This is a genomic window from Pseudalkalibacillus sp. Hm43 (assembly GCF_051842935.1).
Taxonomy (GTDB): Bacteria; Bacillota; Bacilli; order Bacillales; family Fictibacillaceae; genus Pseudalkalibacillus.
In genome coordinates, this window is sequence record NZ_JBPXRR010000001.1 from 1,247,374 (window position 1) to 1,263,782 (window position 16,409).

General features: G+C 41.8%; 21 protein-coding genes. 17 read left to right on the top strand and 4 right to left on the bottom strand.

Annotated elements, in window-relative coordinates; all coding sequences use genetic code 11:
• The first annotated feature begins 4 nt into the window (after positions 1–4).
• Complete coding sequence (locus tag ACSVDE_RS06615; RefSeq protein WP_439300140.1) at positions 5–193, top strand: glutaredoxin family protein; 189 nt, start codon at positions 5–7, stop codon at positions 191–193.
• 167 nt (positions 194–360) lie between these two features.
• Positions 361–1,014 (top strand): spore cortex-lytic enzyme, encoded by a 654-nt coding sequence (gene sleB, locus ACSVDE_RS06620; RefSeq protein ID WP_439300141.1) that lies wholly within the window; start codon positions 361–363, stop codon positions 1,012–1,014.
• Positions 1,015–1,046: 32 nt separating this feature from the next.
• Here the strand turns inward: sleB and ACSVDE_RS06625 are convergent, their stop codons facing one another.
• On the bottom strand, positions 1,047–1,577 hold the full coding sequence (locus tag ACSVDE_RS06625; protein WP_439300142.1) for a D-glycero-alpha-D-manno-heptose-1,7-bisphosphate 7-phosphatase: 531 nt from the start codon (positions 1,575–1,577) through the stop codon (positions 1,047–1,049).
• A 113-nt stretch (positions 1,578–1,690) separates the two neighbouring features.
• Between ACSVDE_RS06625 and trhO the strand changes: the two genes are divergently transcribed.
• From trhO to ACSVDE_RS06670, 9 genes are all read left to right on the top strand, one after another.
• Positions 1,691–2,590, top strand: coding sequence for an oxygen-dependent tRNA uridine(34) hydroxylase TrhO (gene trhO, locus ACSVDE_RS06630; RefSeq protein WP_439300143.1), 900 nt, complete (start codon positions 1,691–1,693; stop codon positions 2,588–2,590).
• A gap of 14 nt (positions 2,591–2,604) precedes the next feature.
• Positions 2,605–2,988: a sporulation phosphorelay system protein KapB gene (gene kapB / locus ACSVDE_RS06635; RefSeq protein WP_439300144.1), complete on the top strand. Its 384-nt coding sequence runs from the start codon at positions 2,605–2,607 to the stop codon at positions 2,986–2,988.
• 121 nt (positions 2,989–3,109) lie between these two features.
• The gene (gene spoIIP / locus ACSVDE_RS06640) at positions 3,110–4,294 is read left to right on the top strand and encodes a stage II sporulation protein P (protein WP_439300145.1); all 1,185 of its coding nucleotides are present in this window, start codon (positions 3,110–3,112) and stop codon (positions 4,292–4,294) included.
• A 114-nt stretch (positions 4,295–4,408) separates the two neighbouring features.
• Positions 4,409–5,062, top strand: coding sequence for a YpjP family protein (locus ACSVDE_RS06645; protein WP_439300146.1), 654 nt, complete (start codon positions 4,409–4,411; stop codon positions 5,060–5,062).
• A 136-nt stretch (positions 5,063–5,198) separates the two neighbouring features.
• Entirely contained in the window at positions 5,199–5,993 is a 795-nt protein-coding gene (locus ACSVDE_RS06650; RefSeq protein ID WP_439300147.1) for a thymidylate synthase, read from the top strand.
• Entirely contained in the window at positions 5,990–6,472 is a 483-nt protein-coding gene (locus tag ACSVDE_RS06655; RefSeq protein ID WP_439300148.1) for a dihydrofolate reductase, read from the top strand. Before ACSVDE_RS06650 ends, ACSVDE_RS06655 begins: the two co-directional genes overlap by 4 nt.
• 71 nt (positions 6,473–6,543) lie before the next feature.
• The gene (locus tag ACSVDE_RS06660) at positions 6,544–7,515 is read left to right on the top strand and encodes an HD domain-containing protein (protein WP_439300149.1); all 972 of its coding nucleotides are present in this window, start codon (positions 6,544–6,546) and stop codon (positions 7,513–7,515) included.
• Between the two features lie 214 nt (positions 7,516–7,729).
• Entirely contained in the window at positions 7,730–8,524 is a 795-nt protein-coding gene (locus tag ACSVDE_RS06665) for a DUF817 domain-containing protein (protein WP_439300150.1), read from the top strand.
• Positions 8,521–9,033 (top strand): 2'-5' RNA ligase family protein, encoded by a 513-nt coding sequence (locus ACSVDE_RS06670; RefSeq protein ID WP_439300151.1) that lies wholly within the window; start codon positions 8,521–8,523, stop codon positions 9,031–9,033. Before ACSVDE_RS06665 ends, ACSVDE_RS06670 begins: the two co-directional genes overlap by 4 nt.
• Positions 9,034–9,058: 25 nt before the next feature.
• Here the strand turns inward: ACSVDE_RS06670 and ACSVDE_RS06675 are convergent, their stop codons facing one another.
• The gene (locus tag ACSVDE_RS06675; RefSeq protein ID WP_439300152.1) at positions 9,059–9,508 is read right to left on the bottom strand and encodes a hypothetical protein; all 450 of its coding nucleotides are present in this window, start codon (positions 9,506–9,508) and stop codon (positions 9,059–9,061) included.
• A gap of 54 nt (positions 9,509–9,562) precedes the next feature.
• On the opposite strand from ACSVDE_RS06675, the gene ACSVDE_RS06680 reads away from it, so the two are divergent.
• The 4 genes from ACSVDE_RS06680 to ACSVDE_RS06695 all read left to right on the top strand — a co-directional run bounded on the left by ACSVDE_RS06680 (position 9,563) and on the right by ACSVDE_RS06695 (position 12,181).
• The gene (locus tag ACSVDE_RS06680; protein ID WP_439300153.1) at positions 9,563–9,883 is read left to right on the top strand and encodes a hypothetical protein; all 321 of its coding nucleotides are present in this window, start codon (positions 9,563–9,565) and stop codon (positions 9,881–9,883) included.
• A gap of 2 nt (positions 9,884–9,885) precedes the next feature.
• The gene (locus ACSVDE_RS06685; RefSeq protein WP_439300154.1) at positions 9,886–11,139 is read left to right on the top strand and encodes a glutathionylspermidine synthase family protein; all 1,254 of its coding nucleotides are present in this window, start codon (positions 9,886–9,888) and stop codon (positions 11,137–11,139) included.
• 27 nt (positions 11,140–11,166) lie between these two features.
• On the top strand, positions 11,167–11,562 hold the full coding sequence (locus ACSVDE_RS06690) for a DUF350 domain-containing protein (protein ID WP_439300155.1): 396 nt from the start codon (positions 11,167–11,169) through the stop codon (positions 11,560–11,562).
• Between the two features lie 94 nt (positions 11,563–11,656).
• On the top strand, positions 11,657–12,181 hold the full coding sequence (locus tag ACSVDE_RS06695; RefSeq protein WP_439300156.1) for an acyl-CoA thioesterase: 525 nt from the start codon (positions 11,657–11,659) through the stop codon (positions 12,179–12,181).
• A gap of 51 nt (positions 12,182–12,232) precedes the next feature.
• Here the strand turns inward: ACSVDE_RS06695 and ACSVDE_RS06700 are convergent, their stop codons facing one another.
• Entirely contained in the window at positions 12,233–12,574 is a 342-nt protein-coding gene (locus tag ACSVDE_RS06700) for a hypothetical protein (protein ID WP_439300157.1), read from the bottom strand.
• Between the two features lie 205 nt (positions 12,575–12,779).
• On the opposite strand from ACSVDE_RS06700, the gene ACSVDE_RS06705 reads away from it, so the two are divergent.
• Both ACSVDE_RS06705 and ACSVDE_RS06710 read left to right on the top strand, forming a co-directional pair.
• Positions 12,780–14,621 carry a PAS domain S-box protein gene (locus ACSVDE_RS06705; RefSeq protein WP_439300158.1) on the top strand — a complete coding sequence of 614 codons (1,842 nt, stop codon included), beginning with the start codon at positions 12,780–12,782 and terminating at the stop codon, positions 14,619–14,621.
• A gap of 37 nt (positions 14,622–14,658) precedes the next feature.
• Positions 14,659–15,288 (top strand): NUDIX hydrolase, encoded by a 630-nt coding sequence (locus ACSVDE_RS06710; RefSeq protein WP_439300159.1) that lies wholly within the window; start codon positions 14,659–14,661, stop codon positions 15,286–15,288.
• Between the two features lie 33 nt (positions 15,289–15,321).
• Here the strand turns inward: ACSVDE_RS06710 and ACSVDE_RS06715 are convergent, their stop codons facing one another.
• On the bottom strand, positions 15,322–16,377 hold the full coding sequence (locus ACSVDE_RS06715) for a M20/M25/M40 family metallo-hydrolase (protein ID WP_439300160.1): 1,056 nt from the start codon (positions 16,375–16,377) through the stop codon (positions 15,322–15,324).
• Positions 16,378–16,409 lie beyond the last annotated feature (32 nt).

Genomic DNA, 16,409 nt, shown 5'->3' on the forward strand with positions numbered 1-16,409 from the left:
TCATATGGTGAAAGAGTTTCTTTCACAGCATAATGTTGAGTTCACACAGTACAATGTGGCTGAAAATGCAGAAGCAAGAGACGAAATGATTGAGAAATACGATTCCATGTCAACACCGACAATCATCATCGGTGATCAAGTGATTACAGGATTTGATCCAGATCAACTGACAAAACTATTGAACCTCGCGTAAAAAGACAGCTATCCTAGCTGTCTTTTTCATATGCAACCATAACAATATTATGTAGACTACAACACGCTGGAAAAACCTTCATCTATTTCCGCTAACCTCCTATTGAGACAGAAGTTAGGCTCCTTTTACAATATAAAAGTAGTGTTTGACTAGGAGGTGCAACCCATATGTTCAAAAATATAGGAAAACTACTCCTGGCTGTTACACTGACGATCGGTACGGTTGTAACCATCCCGACTGAACAAGCTTCAGCTCACACGAAGACGGTTCAGGTCGGTGACAAGTATGGTCAAGTCTGGAACTTACAACACCGTCTCCAACAGCTAGGTTTTTATGAAGCAAAAATAGATGGCGTATATGGACAGCAAACCAAAAACGCGGTGGTCCAATTTCAACGTAAGCATGGACTGAAAGTTGATGGCATTGCTGGACACCAAACGTTTTCAACAATATACAACACAACATTCAGTGAGGAAGAAATTCAGATGATGGCACAAATGGTCCACGGGGAAGCTCGTGGTGAACCTTATAAAGGGAAGGTAGCGGTCGCTTCCGTTATCTTGAACCGTGTTGACTCATCTAAGTTTCCAAATGAAGTAGAGGATGTCCTGTTCGAGAGTCTCGCATTTACTGCAGTAGCGGACGGACAATACAACATGTCTCCTGATAAGGATGCTTATCGCGCTGTTTATCATGCGATCCAAGGTTGGGATCCATCTAAAGGTGCGACATTCTACTTCAATCCGAACACTGCGACATCCGATTGGATCTGGTCAAGAACCCAAATTACCCAAATCGGAAAGCATATCTTTGCGAAGTAACCAACAAGAGGCAGCGAAAGGCTGCCTCTTTCTTATTCTATCGTACAACCATGTTCATCACGTTCTAATATCCATTGGACTGCTTCATAAAGAGAGTCAGTAATGAAATCAGCTTCTACATCTTCATCACCGATAAAAATGGTTTGCGTTCCCGCTTTTTCTCCTGCTTGAATATCCGTGATACGATCTCCGACCATATAGCTGTGGTGAAGATCGATGCTATGTTTCTCAGCCAACTCCAGAATCATCCCTGCATCTGGTTTGCGGCATACGCATCCTTCATGTGGCTTGTGCGTGCACGCCCGAATTTCGTGAACACCAGTACCAGCCGTCTTTAGGTCTTCTTCCATTTTGGCATGGATTTCTTTCAAGTCTTGTTCAGACAAATATCCTAGCCCGACACCGCCCTGATTGGTCACGACGAACACTCTGTAGCCGGCTTCATTCAACAGTCGTATCGCTTCACCAGCCTTCGGGTATAATATCAATTCCTCTGGACGATTCACCGGTCGTTTGTTGTCGTTGATGACGCCATCCCGGTCCAAGAACACCGCTTTCTGCATAACATTCGACCTCCTGATACATACATGATTCCCATAAGATACAATAACATGTGAACTATGAAGCGTTTTTTGGTAAGATAAACGGTGGAAAACAATACAAAAAGGTGATCAGAATGATAGAAGAGACAAACAACTATGAGATTTTGCTGTTTTATAAATATGTAGATATTGAAGATCCTGAGTATTTTGCACGAAAGCACCTGAAATTCTGCAAGGAACTTGGCGTTTTCGGTCGTGTACTCGTAGCGAGGGAAGGGATCAACGGAACCGTATCCGGAACTTTGGAACAAACTGAAGCGTACATGAAAGCTCTGCACGCAGACCCGCGATTTGAAGATATGGAATTCAAACGCGAAGCATCTGACGCGCACGCATTCAATCGGATTTCGGTCAAAGCAAGAGATGAAATCGTTTCATTGAGACTGGATGATGACCTTGACCCGAACGAGGTGACAGGAAGACACCTTTCCCCGAAAGAATGGAAGGAAGCGTTGGAAGATGAAGACGTCATCGTACTGGATGCGCGGAACGACTATGAGTATGATATCGGCCATTTCAGAAATGCTATCCGACCGGATATCAAAGCATTCAGGGATTTGCCGGAATGGATTCAAAAGAATCTAGCAGACAAGAAGGACAAAAAGATTTTAACGTATTGTACCGGCGGAATTCGGTGTGAAAAGTTTTCCGGATACCTTGTTCGAGAAGGATTCGAAAATGTCAATCAACTGCATGGTGGCATCATCAAATACGGCCAAGACCCAGAGACGAAAGGTGCCCACTTTGATGGGAAGTGTTTCGTGTTTGATGAGCGGATGACAACGGATATCAATCAAACGGACGATCAGAAAATCGTCGGCAAATGCCATCATTGCGGAACGCAAGCTGAACAATTCGTGAATTGTCCAATTGATGAGTGTGACAAGCTCCACATCACATGCGAGAATTGTAAAGAAGAATATGAAAGCTGCTGTTCAAATGAATGTAAAGAAGCTTTCACAGCATCCAAATAATTGAGGTGAAGTACATGTCAATCGAAATTGGAGATAAAGTGACGGCCACTTACAAAACAGGTCGATACATCGGTGAGGTCATTGATTTCAAGCCGAAACTACAAAAAGCCGTCGTGAAGGTTTTGGCGGTCATCGTCCATCCGAAACAAGGGGACCTCCATTCACCGAATCAGGTGGACGTTCAGCTTTTCCATGAGCGGAAAGCCCTGGCGTATACGGAAAAAGCACTCGTTCCACTTTCAAGCATTAAACCGTATGAAGGAGAGATTCCGGGGTATGATGAGTCCTTGATGGAAGCTCTTCATAAACAGATGGATCAACTGAAGGATGAGGAAAGCGAATATGCTAAAGCATCCTATCAAAAGCTCGAGATTCTATCAAAAGATTATCAGAAATAATTCATTAACCCGCGTCAATCGTTGATTGATGCGGGTTTTCTTTTCTATCAAATCTACTTCTATTTCGATTGGCTTGTACATATTCATAGAGTATAAAGCTGGTTGAAAGGAATGAGAGCGCATGAAACACAATCGACTCATCTACAATCTGAAAAAGTCGAATAACGAAACGTTCGTCAAGCGAGCAGGGATTTATGCTGTCATTGTGTTGATCCTGTTCATCACTGTTTCCATATTAGCATCCTCCTTTTTCGAGAAAAGATTTCAATCCAGTTCCTTGAAAGGCACGCTCAATATCTTTTCCACTGAACAGTTGGTGACGTTCATGGGCACTGTGAATCCCTATTTCCAGCAAGGGCTTCCGAATTCATATGAACCCCCTTCCATTCAAAGCCTCTCGTTCGAGTTAGCGACGAATATCAAACCAGGCGATATTCGCTCTTTACTTGGTCGGGAACTACCTGGATTCGCGATCTTTGATACAGAAATTCTTGTCGCCGGAGAAGGAACGGATTATACGACGTTGCCAATTGAATCCGCTCCGCCTTTGGATGTCCTCTTGAAAGAACGTGAAGTTGCAGAAGAAAAACTGAATGTAGAAGGTTCAAAAGACACACCCGAACCGAACATGACGACAGGTGGGCGAAAAGTCGTTTATATCTATCAGTCGCATTCCTATGAGTCCTTTCTTCCATTGTTGAAAGATGCGAAAGTACCGAATGATGCCAACAGTTCTAATCCGAAAGCGAACATGGTTCGAGTAGGGGAAATGCTAGCCAGCGAACTGGAGAAGAGGGGAATTGGTTCCCAACAAGATCGGACAAATACTGGAGAAATGTTGAAAAGTCGGGGATGGGAGCATGGAAATGCTTATCAATTGTCCAGAGAGATTGTGAAGGAAGCTGTATCAGTTAACAACAACATTGATTTCAGTTTCGATCTGCATCGAGATTCTCTCAGAAGAGATAAAACAACGGCTACGATTAATGGTAAAACGTACGCAAAACTCATGTTTGTCATAGGTAAAGCGAATCCTGATTATGAAAAGAACGAACAACTTGCAAGTGAACTCCACAAATTGCTCGAGGAGAAGTATCCCGGACTCAGCCGCGGGATTCTTGTAAAACCAAAGATTGCAGGGAACAACGGACTTTATAATCAAGACCTCTCAGATCGTGCAGCTCTAATGGAGGTCGGCGGTGTGGACAATAACCTCGAAGAAATTCAACGCTCAATGGAAGCTTTCGCAGAAGTGTTTGCTGAATATTATTGGAAAGATGAGAAAGTGAATGCAGGAGGTAACTGATTTGTAACGAATTATGTAAGTGGAGTAAATCTTCACATTATTCTCACACTTATCACAAACTCGTTGTGAGATAATGAAGTTACAAATCTTTAAGTAGACTGAGGTTGAATGCACATGCCGAACTGGTTAAGGAAAACGCTCGTCGTACTGATTACGGTCTTCACATTAGGAACTGTTACGCCGCCTCCGCATTTGTTAGCAGAGAGTGATGAACGAACTCCGACAGAAACGACTTCTGCGGTTAATCAAGCCAACTTAGAATCGTTTGATTTTGAACAAATAATAGATGACGAACCAGAAGTCGACCTCTTCCAAAAACCTTGGCAAGAGGTTGCAGCTACATACGAAGAAACAGATGAGTTAAAAGAAGCTTTCGTTGCTTATTCTGTGTATCAAGCAACCGAACAGACGAAAGAAAAATTCGGAGACCGGATCGAGGCAAAACGTGGCGAGGAATTCCGAACCGTTATTTTGCCAAAGATTGAAGAAACGATCTCGCAACTGAGTGCACATCTTGAAGAAGAGATGTTAAGGAACTTGACGATTACAGAACGACCTACCCCTGGGAAGAGCGAAAAGATCTTCCACATCAAAAATGAACACACAAATCAAGATGTGTTTCGTTTACACGTACGAAGAGAACATCCACCAGGGCAAGGATACTGGTTTTCGTTCCACTATCATGTATCAGAAGACAACTTTGAAAGCCATCATGAACTAGGGAGCATCTACTGGGATAAAAATACACCACCGAATTGGATGAGTTAAGCAACCTGAGTACAGGTTGCTTTTTCTTATAGGCCGAATTACCTTGCCACAGAATTTCTAAATTACATTTCGACCATGAATGCATAATGCTATAATTGGGACAAGCATTATAAATTGAATAGAAGAGAGGGATTCCATGGAACAATATTTGGATTTGTGCCGTCACATTCTAGAGAATGGCACAAAGAAAGAAGATCGTACAGGCACCGGAACGATCAGTGTTTTCGGTTACCAGATGAGATTCGATCTCCAAAAAGGCTTTCCGATGGTTACGACGAAAAAACTCCATTTGAAATCTATCATCCATGAACTCCTATGGTTCTTGAATGGCGATACGAATGTCAAATATCTTCAAGAGAATGGCGTTCGGATCTGGAATGAATGGGCGGATGAAAATGGTGACCTTGGTCCGGTATACGGGAAACAGTGGCGTTCCTGGACGAAACCGGATGGCGGGACTGTCGACCAAATCACACGTGTCGTTGAGGAAATCAAACAAAACCCGGATTCCAGAAGACTTGTCGTCAATGCATGGAATGCCGGAGAACTCGATGATATGGCACTCACACCATGTCACTGCTTGTTCCAATTCTATGTGAACGATGGCAAGTTGTCGTGTCAGCTCTATCAAAGATCAGCTGACACATTCTTGGGAGTACCTTTCAACATCGCATCATATGCACTACTTACCATGATGATTGCGCAAGTGTGCGATCTCGAACCAGGTGAATTCGTACATACCTTCGGAGATGCGCACATCTACTTGAACCATATTGAACAGGTGGAACTGCAGCTCACTAGAGACACCCGTGAGCTTCCGACCATGACCATTAATCCAGAAGTGAAATCGATTTTTGATTTCAAATTTGAAGATTTTACATTGGAAAATTACGATCCACATCCACACATCAAAGGAGCCGTTTCTGTATGATTTCATTACTTTTCGCAATGGGAAAGAACCACGTTATTGGTAAAAACAATGATTTGCCGTGGCGATTACCAGAGGATCTGAAGTGGTTCAAACAGGTATCCACGGGACATACGGTCATCATGGGACGGAAAACCTATGAATCAATCGGTAAACCCCTCCCGAATCGTAAAAATGTCATTGTGACCAATGATAAAGAATACGAAGCAGAAGGATGTATTGTGACACATTCAATCGAAGAAGCGTTGCAACAAGATGGGGACGAAACGATTGTCATCGGTGGTGCGAAAATCTATGAGCAAGTACTCGATGATGCGGATCGCCTCTATATGACTTACATTGATGAAGAGTTTGAAGGGGACACTTTCTTCCCGGAGTATGATGAATCTGAATGGGAACTGACCTCAAAAGAAATAGGGATCAAAGACGAAAAGAACCCGTACGACTATTATTTCTGTGTTTACGACCGTAAGACAGACTGACATCATGAGAGCGACGTAGAAGGTGTCTGACCGAAGTCAGGCACTCTTCTTTTTTACAAAGGAGTGGAAGGATGTACATAGAGGATTCCTTATATGGACGTTTTGAGCTGGAACCGGTTCTAGTAGATTTAATCGACTCAGATGCGGTTCAGCGCTTAAAAGGTGTCCATCAAAATGGAGCAAGCTATCTCGTCAATCCGAAGTGGAAGAATACGAGATACGAACATTCAGTCGGAGTGATGTGTTTGATAAGACTTCTGGGAGGTAGCCTAGAAGAGCAAATTGCAGGACTTCTTCATGACGTATCACACACCGCATTTTCCCATGTTGTAGATGATGCTTTGCAACAAGAAAATGAGGATTACCATGAACAGATCAAGGAACAGATGGTAATGGAGTCAGACCTACCATCTATTCTGGAAAAATACAATGTAAACCTAGATGATGTGTTAGAAGAAGCCAATTGGAAGATCCTCGAACAGCCAGCACCACGCTTATGTGCGGATCGCATCGATTATACACTAAGGGATCTGTATGAATATGGCGAAATTACTAAGCAAGAAGTAGAGGACTTCCTGCAAAGCCTGAGTTTGTATAATGGTAGAATCCATGTAAAAGATGTAAGTGCTGCTGAATGGTTTGTGGACCACTATTATCAAGAAGTACTGGACTTTTTTCTACACCCGCTCAACATTTACAGCAATCATATGATGTCTGAACTATTAAAAGCTTCACTAAAGAAGGCGATCATAACAAAAGAAGACTTTTTAATGACAGACGATGCATTATTGAGGCTGATAGAGAACAGTAAAGAACCTGAGATTCTATCACTACGGAACAAGTTATCGGATTCTGTTGTGGTCCATGCCAACGACCAGGATTACGACATCGAAGTAAAGAAAAAGATGAGGTTGATCGATCCTGAAGTGATTGTCGGGAAAGAAAGCTTACCAGTAAGCCAACTTTCTAAAAAAGTGATGGATATGAATGAAAAGGCAAAGGAACGATCTTTAAAAGGTGCCAAGATCAAAATCTCAAAATAAAAATTTCACGTACCGTACTAGAAATGGAATTTTTAAAAACAAAATTTAATAAAACAGTTTAATAAAGGCACTCGGACACTTCAACACAATTGCAACATCATGTTTTAATTGCCCTTATACTGAAGAAAGTATTTTATACTTTCTTCAAGTGCAATAGCGACAAAGTTTCCGAAAACTGCCTTAAAAAAAGGCTTGTAAACAAGGAGGGATTGGGTTGGAGGTCGTTTATGAAAAAGGGTCTCGATATTTAAAAGACTTAACGGTATTCACTTATCATGAAGCCATGTCTTGTATCTTTCCTCTCGTCATCTTTTCGAGCTTGTTTTTGACGGACCAATTCCAGGCATACATAGCGATCCCGAGATATGATTTAATGTTATTGATTTGTATTGCAACTCAAATCCTCATGGTGGTTGGTCGTTTTGAATCGATGGACGAATTGAAAGTCATTTGTGTGTTTCATATCATTGGACTTTTACTAGAGTTATTCAAAGTGAATATGGGATCATGGTCGTATCCAGAGGAGGCCTATACGAAAATCCTAGGTGTCCCGCTATATAGTGGATTCATGTATGCGAGTGTTGCCAGCTATTTATGTCAGGCTTGGAGAAGGCTTCATGTCGAAATCATTGCCTGGCCGAATGTTTTATTGACAACACTGTTAGGGGCTGCGATTTACTTGAACTTTTTTACGCACCACTATATTTTTGATATTCGCTGGTGGTTGGTCGGGATCCTATTCCTATTGTTCTTCAGAACCTATGTCATGTTCAAAGTAAGAGGGAATACGTATCAAATGCCGATTATCCTTGCGTACTTTTTAATCGGATTTTTCGTCTGGATTGCTGAGAACATTGCAACCTTTTTCAAAGCATGGCACTACCCTTATCAAAAGGAAGCATGGTCTCTTGTTGATTTAGGAAAACTGAGTTCATGGTTCTTGCTCGTTATCGTCAGTTTCTTGATTGTTGCTCACCTGAAAATGTTGAAGGGGAAGGAACAGGCATGAAAAAGAAAAGGACCATTTCCATTTTCCTTAATCGTCATATACTTCCGATCGTAGAGCAAATTCGGGCAAAACATGATCCATTGTATGGAAAAATTCCACCTCACATCACTTTGGTCTTTCCATTTAAAAATGAGATGACAACGGAACAGTGCCAACATCACATGTCACGCATATTGAAAGACTTCAATCCGTTCCAGATCACTTTAGAAGACACAGTAGTAGCTGAGGATGGATGCTTATTCTGGTTGGTGAAGGATGGTAAAGAGATCATTCAACAATTGAATTTGAAGTTATATTCTGGTCCGTTTAAAGAATACAGATCAACTACTCACCAATACATACCGCACATCACCATCGGACGCTTCAATGACCTGGAAAAAGCGAAAGCTGTGCAAAATGAAATTGCACAGCTGATCAATGAACCGGTTACTTTAACGGTTGATCGAATCACGTTAGAAACAATCGGAGAAAATGAAGCGTCCATCGTGGAATATGTTCATGTAATGTGAATCTTTTTACTACCTCAATCGTACGTTACATTGTAGACGGCTTGATATACATGACATAAGCGCGGCGATCCTCATCGATTTCAGAGGCGACTGTTTCATATTCGGCATTTTTCAATTGGATGTAATCCGAACCGATATAACCGACCACTTCTTCATGGTTCTGACATTCAATCGTATGGAGGACTGGGGAATCAACATGTTCTTTCCATTCTCTCAGCTCGATTGTGACATATTCATAGATCGGAGCATCGTCAAAAACTTCTTCCTTCGCATCTACGGATAGGTAGATCACGAACAAGTCGGTTTCATAAGCGGTTGACGTCTTCGTGTATATTTGGTTGTTTTTTATGTAAAAATCACACATACGGCGAGCAAAAAGTTCACCAGAGGTTAAGCCTTCATAATGATAGAGAGCAGGAAATCCATTCTTTTCATCGAAAAGTCGATATTCCAAGCGATCTGTGAGGGTATTCAATCTATTCACCACCTAATCATCGGATAGTTTGATTATATAAAAGGAGGGATACGGATGAAAGGATCAAAAACAAAAAAATTGATGACAGGAGTTTTGTCTACAGTCGTGGCTACCTCTTTGACAGGCTGTGGTCAACAAAGCTTACCACCAGAACCAGATGATGAGAACTGTGATGAGTGGGAGTGGGAAGCGGATGAAGGCGTTTATGAATGTGAGGATCATGACTCAAACTTCTACGGCCATTATTTCTATGCTGGTAAGTATTATAAATCAAAGAGCAAATTGCTCGGCAGTTCTGCCTACAAAAAATATCGCTCCAGTAAAGGTTTCAAGGGCGGATTTGGGTCCGGCTCTAAAGGAGGGTTCGGAGGCTGATTGTGTTTTCAAACGATCAACATATTAAAAACCGAGAAACATTCTACGGGACATTCCAAGATTTCTGGCATGATCTAGACGGTGAGGAGTACGCGCTATATGATTGCTATCCAATGTCCCGAAGTGAAATCGATGAAATCCGAAATGCGACCGAAAAGGTAGGTCAAATCTATCAGAAGACTGCTGGATTGTTACGTAATCTAGATGACGAAACGTTGTTGCAACTGGATATCCCAGAAGAAGTCATACCCTTCATCCGAACGAAAAGTATATCTGCTGAAATGTTGATATCCCGGGTGGATTTTGTGAAAACTTCTGATGGATTGAAAGTACTTGAAGTGAATGCAGATACACCTACATTTGAAAAAGAAGTGTTCCATATTAATGCTGCAGCAGCTAAACACTTCGGATACGAAGATCCAAACGAAGGATATGAGAGGGACCTGGCAAAAACCATACATACGACGGTGACGAAAAGTATACATTCCCTTCATAAGACGGATGATGCCAACATCGTGTTCACATCTCATGGGGATCATGAAGAAGACCGTCTGACGACACAATACTTGATGGAAATCAGTGAACTGGACGCACGCTATGTCCCTCTACACCAATTACAATTGTGGAAGGATAGCGATACCCGCTTGCTGTTGGACGATCAAGGAGAACCGATTGATGTACTCTACCGACAGACTTATCCTTTGGAGCATCTCATTAATGACCAGGACCCAAATACCGGAGCAAAAGTTGGAGTAGATCTTCTACAATTGATTCATGACAAAAGCGTCATCTGTTTCAATCCCTTATCCGCCTTTCTCCTTCAGTCAAAAGCGGTTCAAGCTGTCATATGGGGATTGTATGAGGAACAGAATCCTTACTACACTGCAGAAGAACGACAGTGGATACGTACGTATTTCCTACCGACTTATTTGGATGACGTACCATTTAAAGAACGCGGAGTTCCTTATGTGAAAAAACCAAGTTTCGGACGGGAAGGGGATACGGTTGAAGTATTCAATGGCAGTGGCAACCTAGTCAATGCGGATGAAAACCGTACCTATCAGAGTTCCATCCCTGTCTATCAACAATTTGTCACGTTACCATCGACGTCGATCAGGACATCCAATGGCTTACAGAAAGGCCATCTCTTGATTGGAAGTTTTCTGATCAAAGGAAAAGCAAGTGCCATCGGTCTTCGTGCAGGTAACGAAATTACGGATAATAAAGCGTACTTTTTGCCACTAGGAATGAAATAAATAAACCGTTTAGAAAGGAAGAGGCAAATGGAACTATTATTGAACTTTTTATCATATTTTGCTGTTGGGCTAGGCTTATTGATTGTGGGGATCTTCTTATTTGAAATGACGACGAAAAATAAGGAGTTCCAGTTGATTTCACAAGGAAACAAGGCTGCAGCGTACGCACTTGGCGGTAAGATCATCGGTTTATCAATCGTGCTTTACGCTTCGATTGCAAACTCGATCAGCTTGTATGATATGGTCGTGTGGGGCGCTGTCGCGATTATCGTCCAAATTGTTGCCTTCTATATTGTGGAATGGATGACACCTAGATTTCATATTACGAAAGCGATTGATGATGATAATCAAGCGGTAGGATTGTTCTTACTGTTCGTATCCATCGCTCTTGGCCTGACAATCGCAGGATCGCTTACGTACTGATTCGATTAAATCAATTACTTGCTTCCATTCTGTGTATGATATATCATAACCGCGTAAAAGCTACTAACAAACTGAAACTGAGGGGTAAGTGATTATGACGGTAAAAGCAAAAAGTGTCAGAGAATCCAGGACGGTAAAGAGCAGTCATGTGCTACCTCCGGATACAAATACACATGGAACATTATTCGGTGGGAAGTTGATGGCGTATATCGATGATGTTGCAGCCATCGCAGCGACGCGTCATGCCCGTCAGCATGTCGTAACCGCTTCAAGTGATTCGGTCGACTTCCTCCATCCGATTAAAGAAGGATATTCGGTTTGCCTGGAGGCATTTGTATCTTGGACACACCGGACATCCATGGAAGTGTTCGTAAAAGTGATTTCGGAAAACCTCCTTACAGGAGAACGCAAATTATGTGCCTTATCCTTTTTGACATTCGTCGCTGTTGATGAGGACGGAAATCCAGCGCCTGTCCCGAATGTCATAGCTGAAACAGAAGAAGAGAAATGGTTATTTGAAGGGGCACCCAAACGTGCAGAGAGAAGACGAAAGCGACGAAATGAAAGCAAGCAGCTAGCTCAGAATTTCGGAACACAAAAACCGTGGGAACGCTTTTAACAAATGTTGACGCAAAAAAACAGGTTGGGGAGTCCAACCTGTTTTTTTGCGTCATAACTGTGGTCGTTCACTTAATCTAGGCAATACATTCATGCCCTCGATATGTTTTTTAGTCTCTGAAGTACCAAGTGTGTAAATCCACTTATAAATCTCTACAAGCTTCGTATACGTTACTTCACGATCTTTGTCCACTTCGCTCTCCTTGAAGTGATTCAAAGACCAGAAGTCCTCTTTTTCCACATCTTCAGACGAGTTGAATTCCTCTACTGCTACTTTGAATTCATTCAATTCATAGTCTGTCGCTCTGATCTCGAATAATTGAAACTGAGACTCAACGGGTGTAGGATAAATATCCCCTTTTGGTGATACAAAAAACGTATTACGTTCGGTCATGCTCATCACCTCTTTATAGTTTCGTATTATACGTACCCATTCCACAACTGGACGGGTGCTAAACGTTCATGCTGCAGTTAAGCACTCGACAATGTAACGCTCTATTCGACAGGAACTTCAAAATATTTTACAAGAAGCGGGAGGTAATGGAGAGGTTTTGTCAAACTATGTAATTAGAAAATAAACCAATCAGTGAGGTACCAGAATGTATTCGAATAAACGTTTGAAAGCTTTGGAATGCAGCTCTGACATTCATCAGTTGTTGAACTCAGATATGTACCAATCACTGTTCGAGCATAACAGTGATGCAATCTGGGCAATCGATTTGAATGGAATGGTCTTGCAAGTGAACCAGGCCGGAAGAACTCTATTACCTGCCGACTCCAAAGAATACTTTTATACACCGATCCATGAGTGGATTACCTTTGATGATGAAAACGAATTATATGAAACGTTATACTCTGAAGATACCCATCACTATAAAGGCAAAATGAAAACACGTCACTCCGAGAAATCCATTGTCTTTGAGATGACAAGCATACCGATCATCATCCGCGATGAAATCATTGGTCGTTTCATCCAAACGAAAGATCGAACAGAGGAACTTAAAGAAACGAAAGATCTGAAATCCGAAAATGCATACTGGGAATCGTTCATCAATCATTCTGCTGATGCCATCGGCCTATTTGACATGGATGGAAATATCCTTAAACTGAACCGGGCAACGGAAGATATCTTCTTGTATTCTAGAGAAGAGTTACTTGGCGGTAAGGTGGTGACCATTCCAGATGAATCGTATCGAGAAGAGGTTGACTTTCTGCAGCGGAAAGTAAAATCCGGTAAATCTGTTGTCGAATATGAGACCGTACGTAAACGTAAAGATGGTCAACTGATCGATGTAGCAATCACGTATTCTCCTATTTATGATGAGAACGGGGAAATGATTGCGATGGCAAACATTCTTCGAGACATTACCGAACGGAAGAAGAATGTTGAAGTATTGCGTGAAAGTGAAGCGAAATATAGGTTGATCGCCGAAAATACAGCCGATATGATCCGTGTACTGGATTTGGACAATTCGATCCTTTATGCATCTCCTTCCCATAAAATGATTTTAGGAAGAAGCGAGTCCGATTACCAGTTCAGGAACGGTTTTCAATATGTACACCCGCTAGACTTGTCTTCAGCGAATGAGCTTTACCAGCAGATGATTAAGATGAAGCAACCGGTCAATATCGAATACCGTGAGCAAAATGCGAAGGGTGAGTGGATTCCAGTGGAAGCAAGATGCATGCCGGTATTGGATGAGAACGGAACCATTACATCTATCGTCATGGTTATCCGTGATTTAACAGAACGTAAAAATACAGAAGAATTATTGAGGAACTCTGATAAGCTTGCAGTCATTGGGCAATTGGCAGCAAGCATCGCCCATGAAATTCGTAATCCTCTCACATCGTTGAAAGGTTTTCTGCAATATTTTCACTCCAATGGAGACGACTTGACGAAAACCTATTATGAGCTGATGTTATCAGAAGTCGAGCGCATCAATTTGATTGTCAGTGAATTCCTACTGCTCGCAAAACCTCAGACTTCAAAGTTCTCAGAAACACACATTCATCATTTGTTAAGCCATCTATTAGCATTAGTGGACAGTCAGGCCATTATGGAAAATGTAGAAATTTCCTTCGATATCGAAAATGACATTCCAACTATCTATTGTGATGGAAACCAACTGAAACAAGTCTTTCTCAATTATATTAAAAATGGAATTGAAGCTTGTTCCTATGGTGGAAAAATAGACGTTTCTGTTAAGCGTGAAGCTGAGGGAATCGTCGTACTGATAAAAGATAACGGAAAAGGGATATCCAAAGAAGATTTAGAGAAAATCGGGACTCCGTTTTTTACGACGAAAGAAAACGGTACCGGCCTTGGACTGATGATCAGCCAAAAGATCATCTCCAATCATAAAGGGCATGTTCATTATGAAAGTAAAGTGGGGGAAGGAACAACCGTAAAAATTCATCTACCTCATAATCCAAAGTAACTAAACTTGAAGCACCTAGACTTGAAGGAGTACAAAAATGACATCAGAACTTATAGAAGCTTTCGACGAGAATCAGAATTCGATTGGTGTTTTTTCACGAGACGAAGTCCATAGAAAGGGGTACTGGCATCATACTTTTCATTACTGGTTGATCCGTTTTGAAAATGACGTCCCCTACATTTATTTTCAAATCCGAAGCAAGCATAAAGCAGACTATCCTGGACTCTTAGACATCACAGCTGCTGGTCATTTGATGGCGAATGAATCCATTGAAGATGGTAAACGAGAGGTACAAGAAGAGATTGGCTTGGATGTGGAATTGGCAGATCTGGACCAGCTAGGTATCATTCATTACTCTTTAAAAAGGGAAGATTTCATTGATAATGAGCTTGCCCATACCTTTTTACACAGAATGCATAATGACGAAGCACCCACGTTCAAGGTCCAAGAGGATGAAGTTTCAGGCATTGTGAAGTCAGAATTCGATTTGTTCAAACAATTCTGCTTCAAAGAAATAGAGGAGTTAGAAGTAGAAGGATTTCAGATGTTTGATGATGGAGACAAACAACCGATTCACAAAAAGGTGACTCGAAATCATTTTGTCCCGCATGAAGATGATTATTTTGAAACGATCTCTTCAAAAATCGATTCCATTATAAAAGGTTGATCCGTTCGTATCTGGATCAACCTTTCTTTATCATCATTCTACAGGTTTCAAGTTTTCGTTTCCATCCAATGAAAGGATCATTTCTGTTATCAAAGTAATCTCATCTTCAATATCTTGCAGGCTTGCAGTTTCCACAGGAGAGTGCATGTACCGAAGTGGGAGAGAAACAAGCGATACAGGTACACCTTTACCCGTAAGACGCATGCGATCAGCATCAGTTCCGGTTACACGTGGGGTCAGCTCGTATTGAACGTTGATCTTGTGCTTCCGTGCCGTTTCTTCCAGCATATTGTTCAGCTTGTGGTGGATCGGTGCTCCTTTTGCTAATACAGGACCACCATCGAGTCGGATATCCCCATGCTTATTCTTGTTCACACCTGGGTAATCTGTCGCAAATGTCACATCAACTGCAAGTGCAAAATCCGGTTCCACCTGGGAAGCTGCGAAATATGCGCCACCCATATTGGTTTCTTCATTCACTGTACTGACAGAATAGACGCCTACTTTCGGGTTTTTCTTAGCCACTCTGCGCAATACTTCAGCAACGATGAAAGACCCTGTACGGTTGTCCAATCCTCGACCGCTGATGCGATCATTCAACAAGAATTCAACGTTCCTACGATAGATGGCGAGATCACCGATTTGAACGTATTCTTCCATTTCTTCTTTACTTTTCGCTCCACAATCTATGTAAAGATCCTCAAAACCAAAGTCATCGTTAATGCCACCATGATGCTCTGCATTTACCCCGATGACCCCCGAAATGGTCTGTTTGCTCCCGAGGATTTCTACCTTCATGCCGATGGAAGGCTTTGGGCTGATTCCGCCGAGCTTAGTAAAATGCAGGAATCCATTTTCGTCAATGCGATTGATCATGAACCCGATTTCATCACAGTGACCAGCAAGCAATACTTTGAATGGAGCATCTGGGTTGATCACTCCGTAAGCGTTTCCAATATTATCCGTTTCAATTTTATCAGCAAATGTACGCACATAATCCATCCATTTGCGTTGTATCCCCATTTCAAACCCAGAAGGTGAAGGGGTAGATAATAATTCTTTCAAGAAATTTTGCGATTCGAATTCCATGACGTACCTCCTAGTAAAATATCCATTACCAT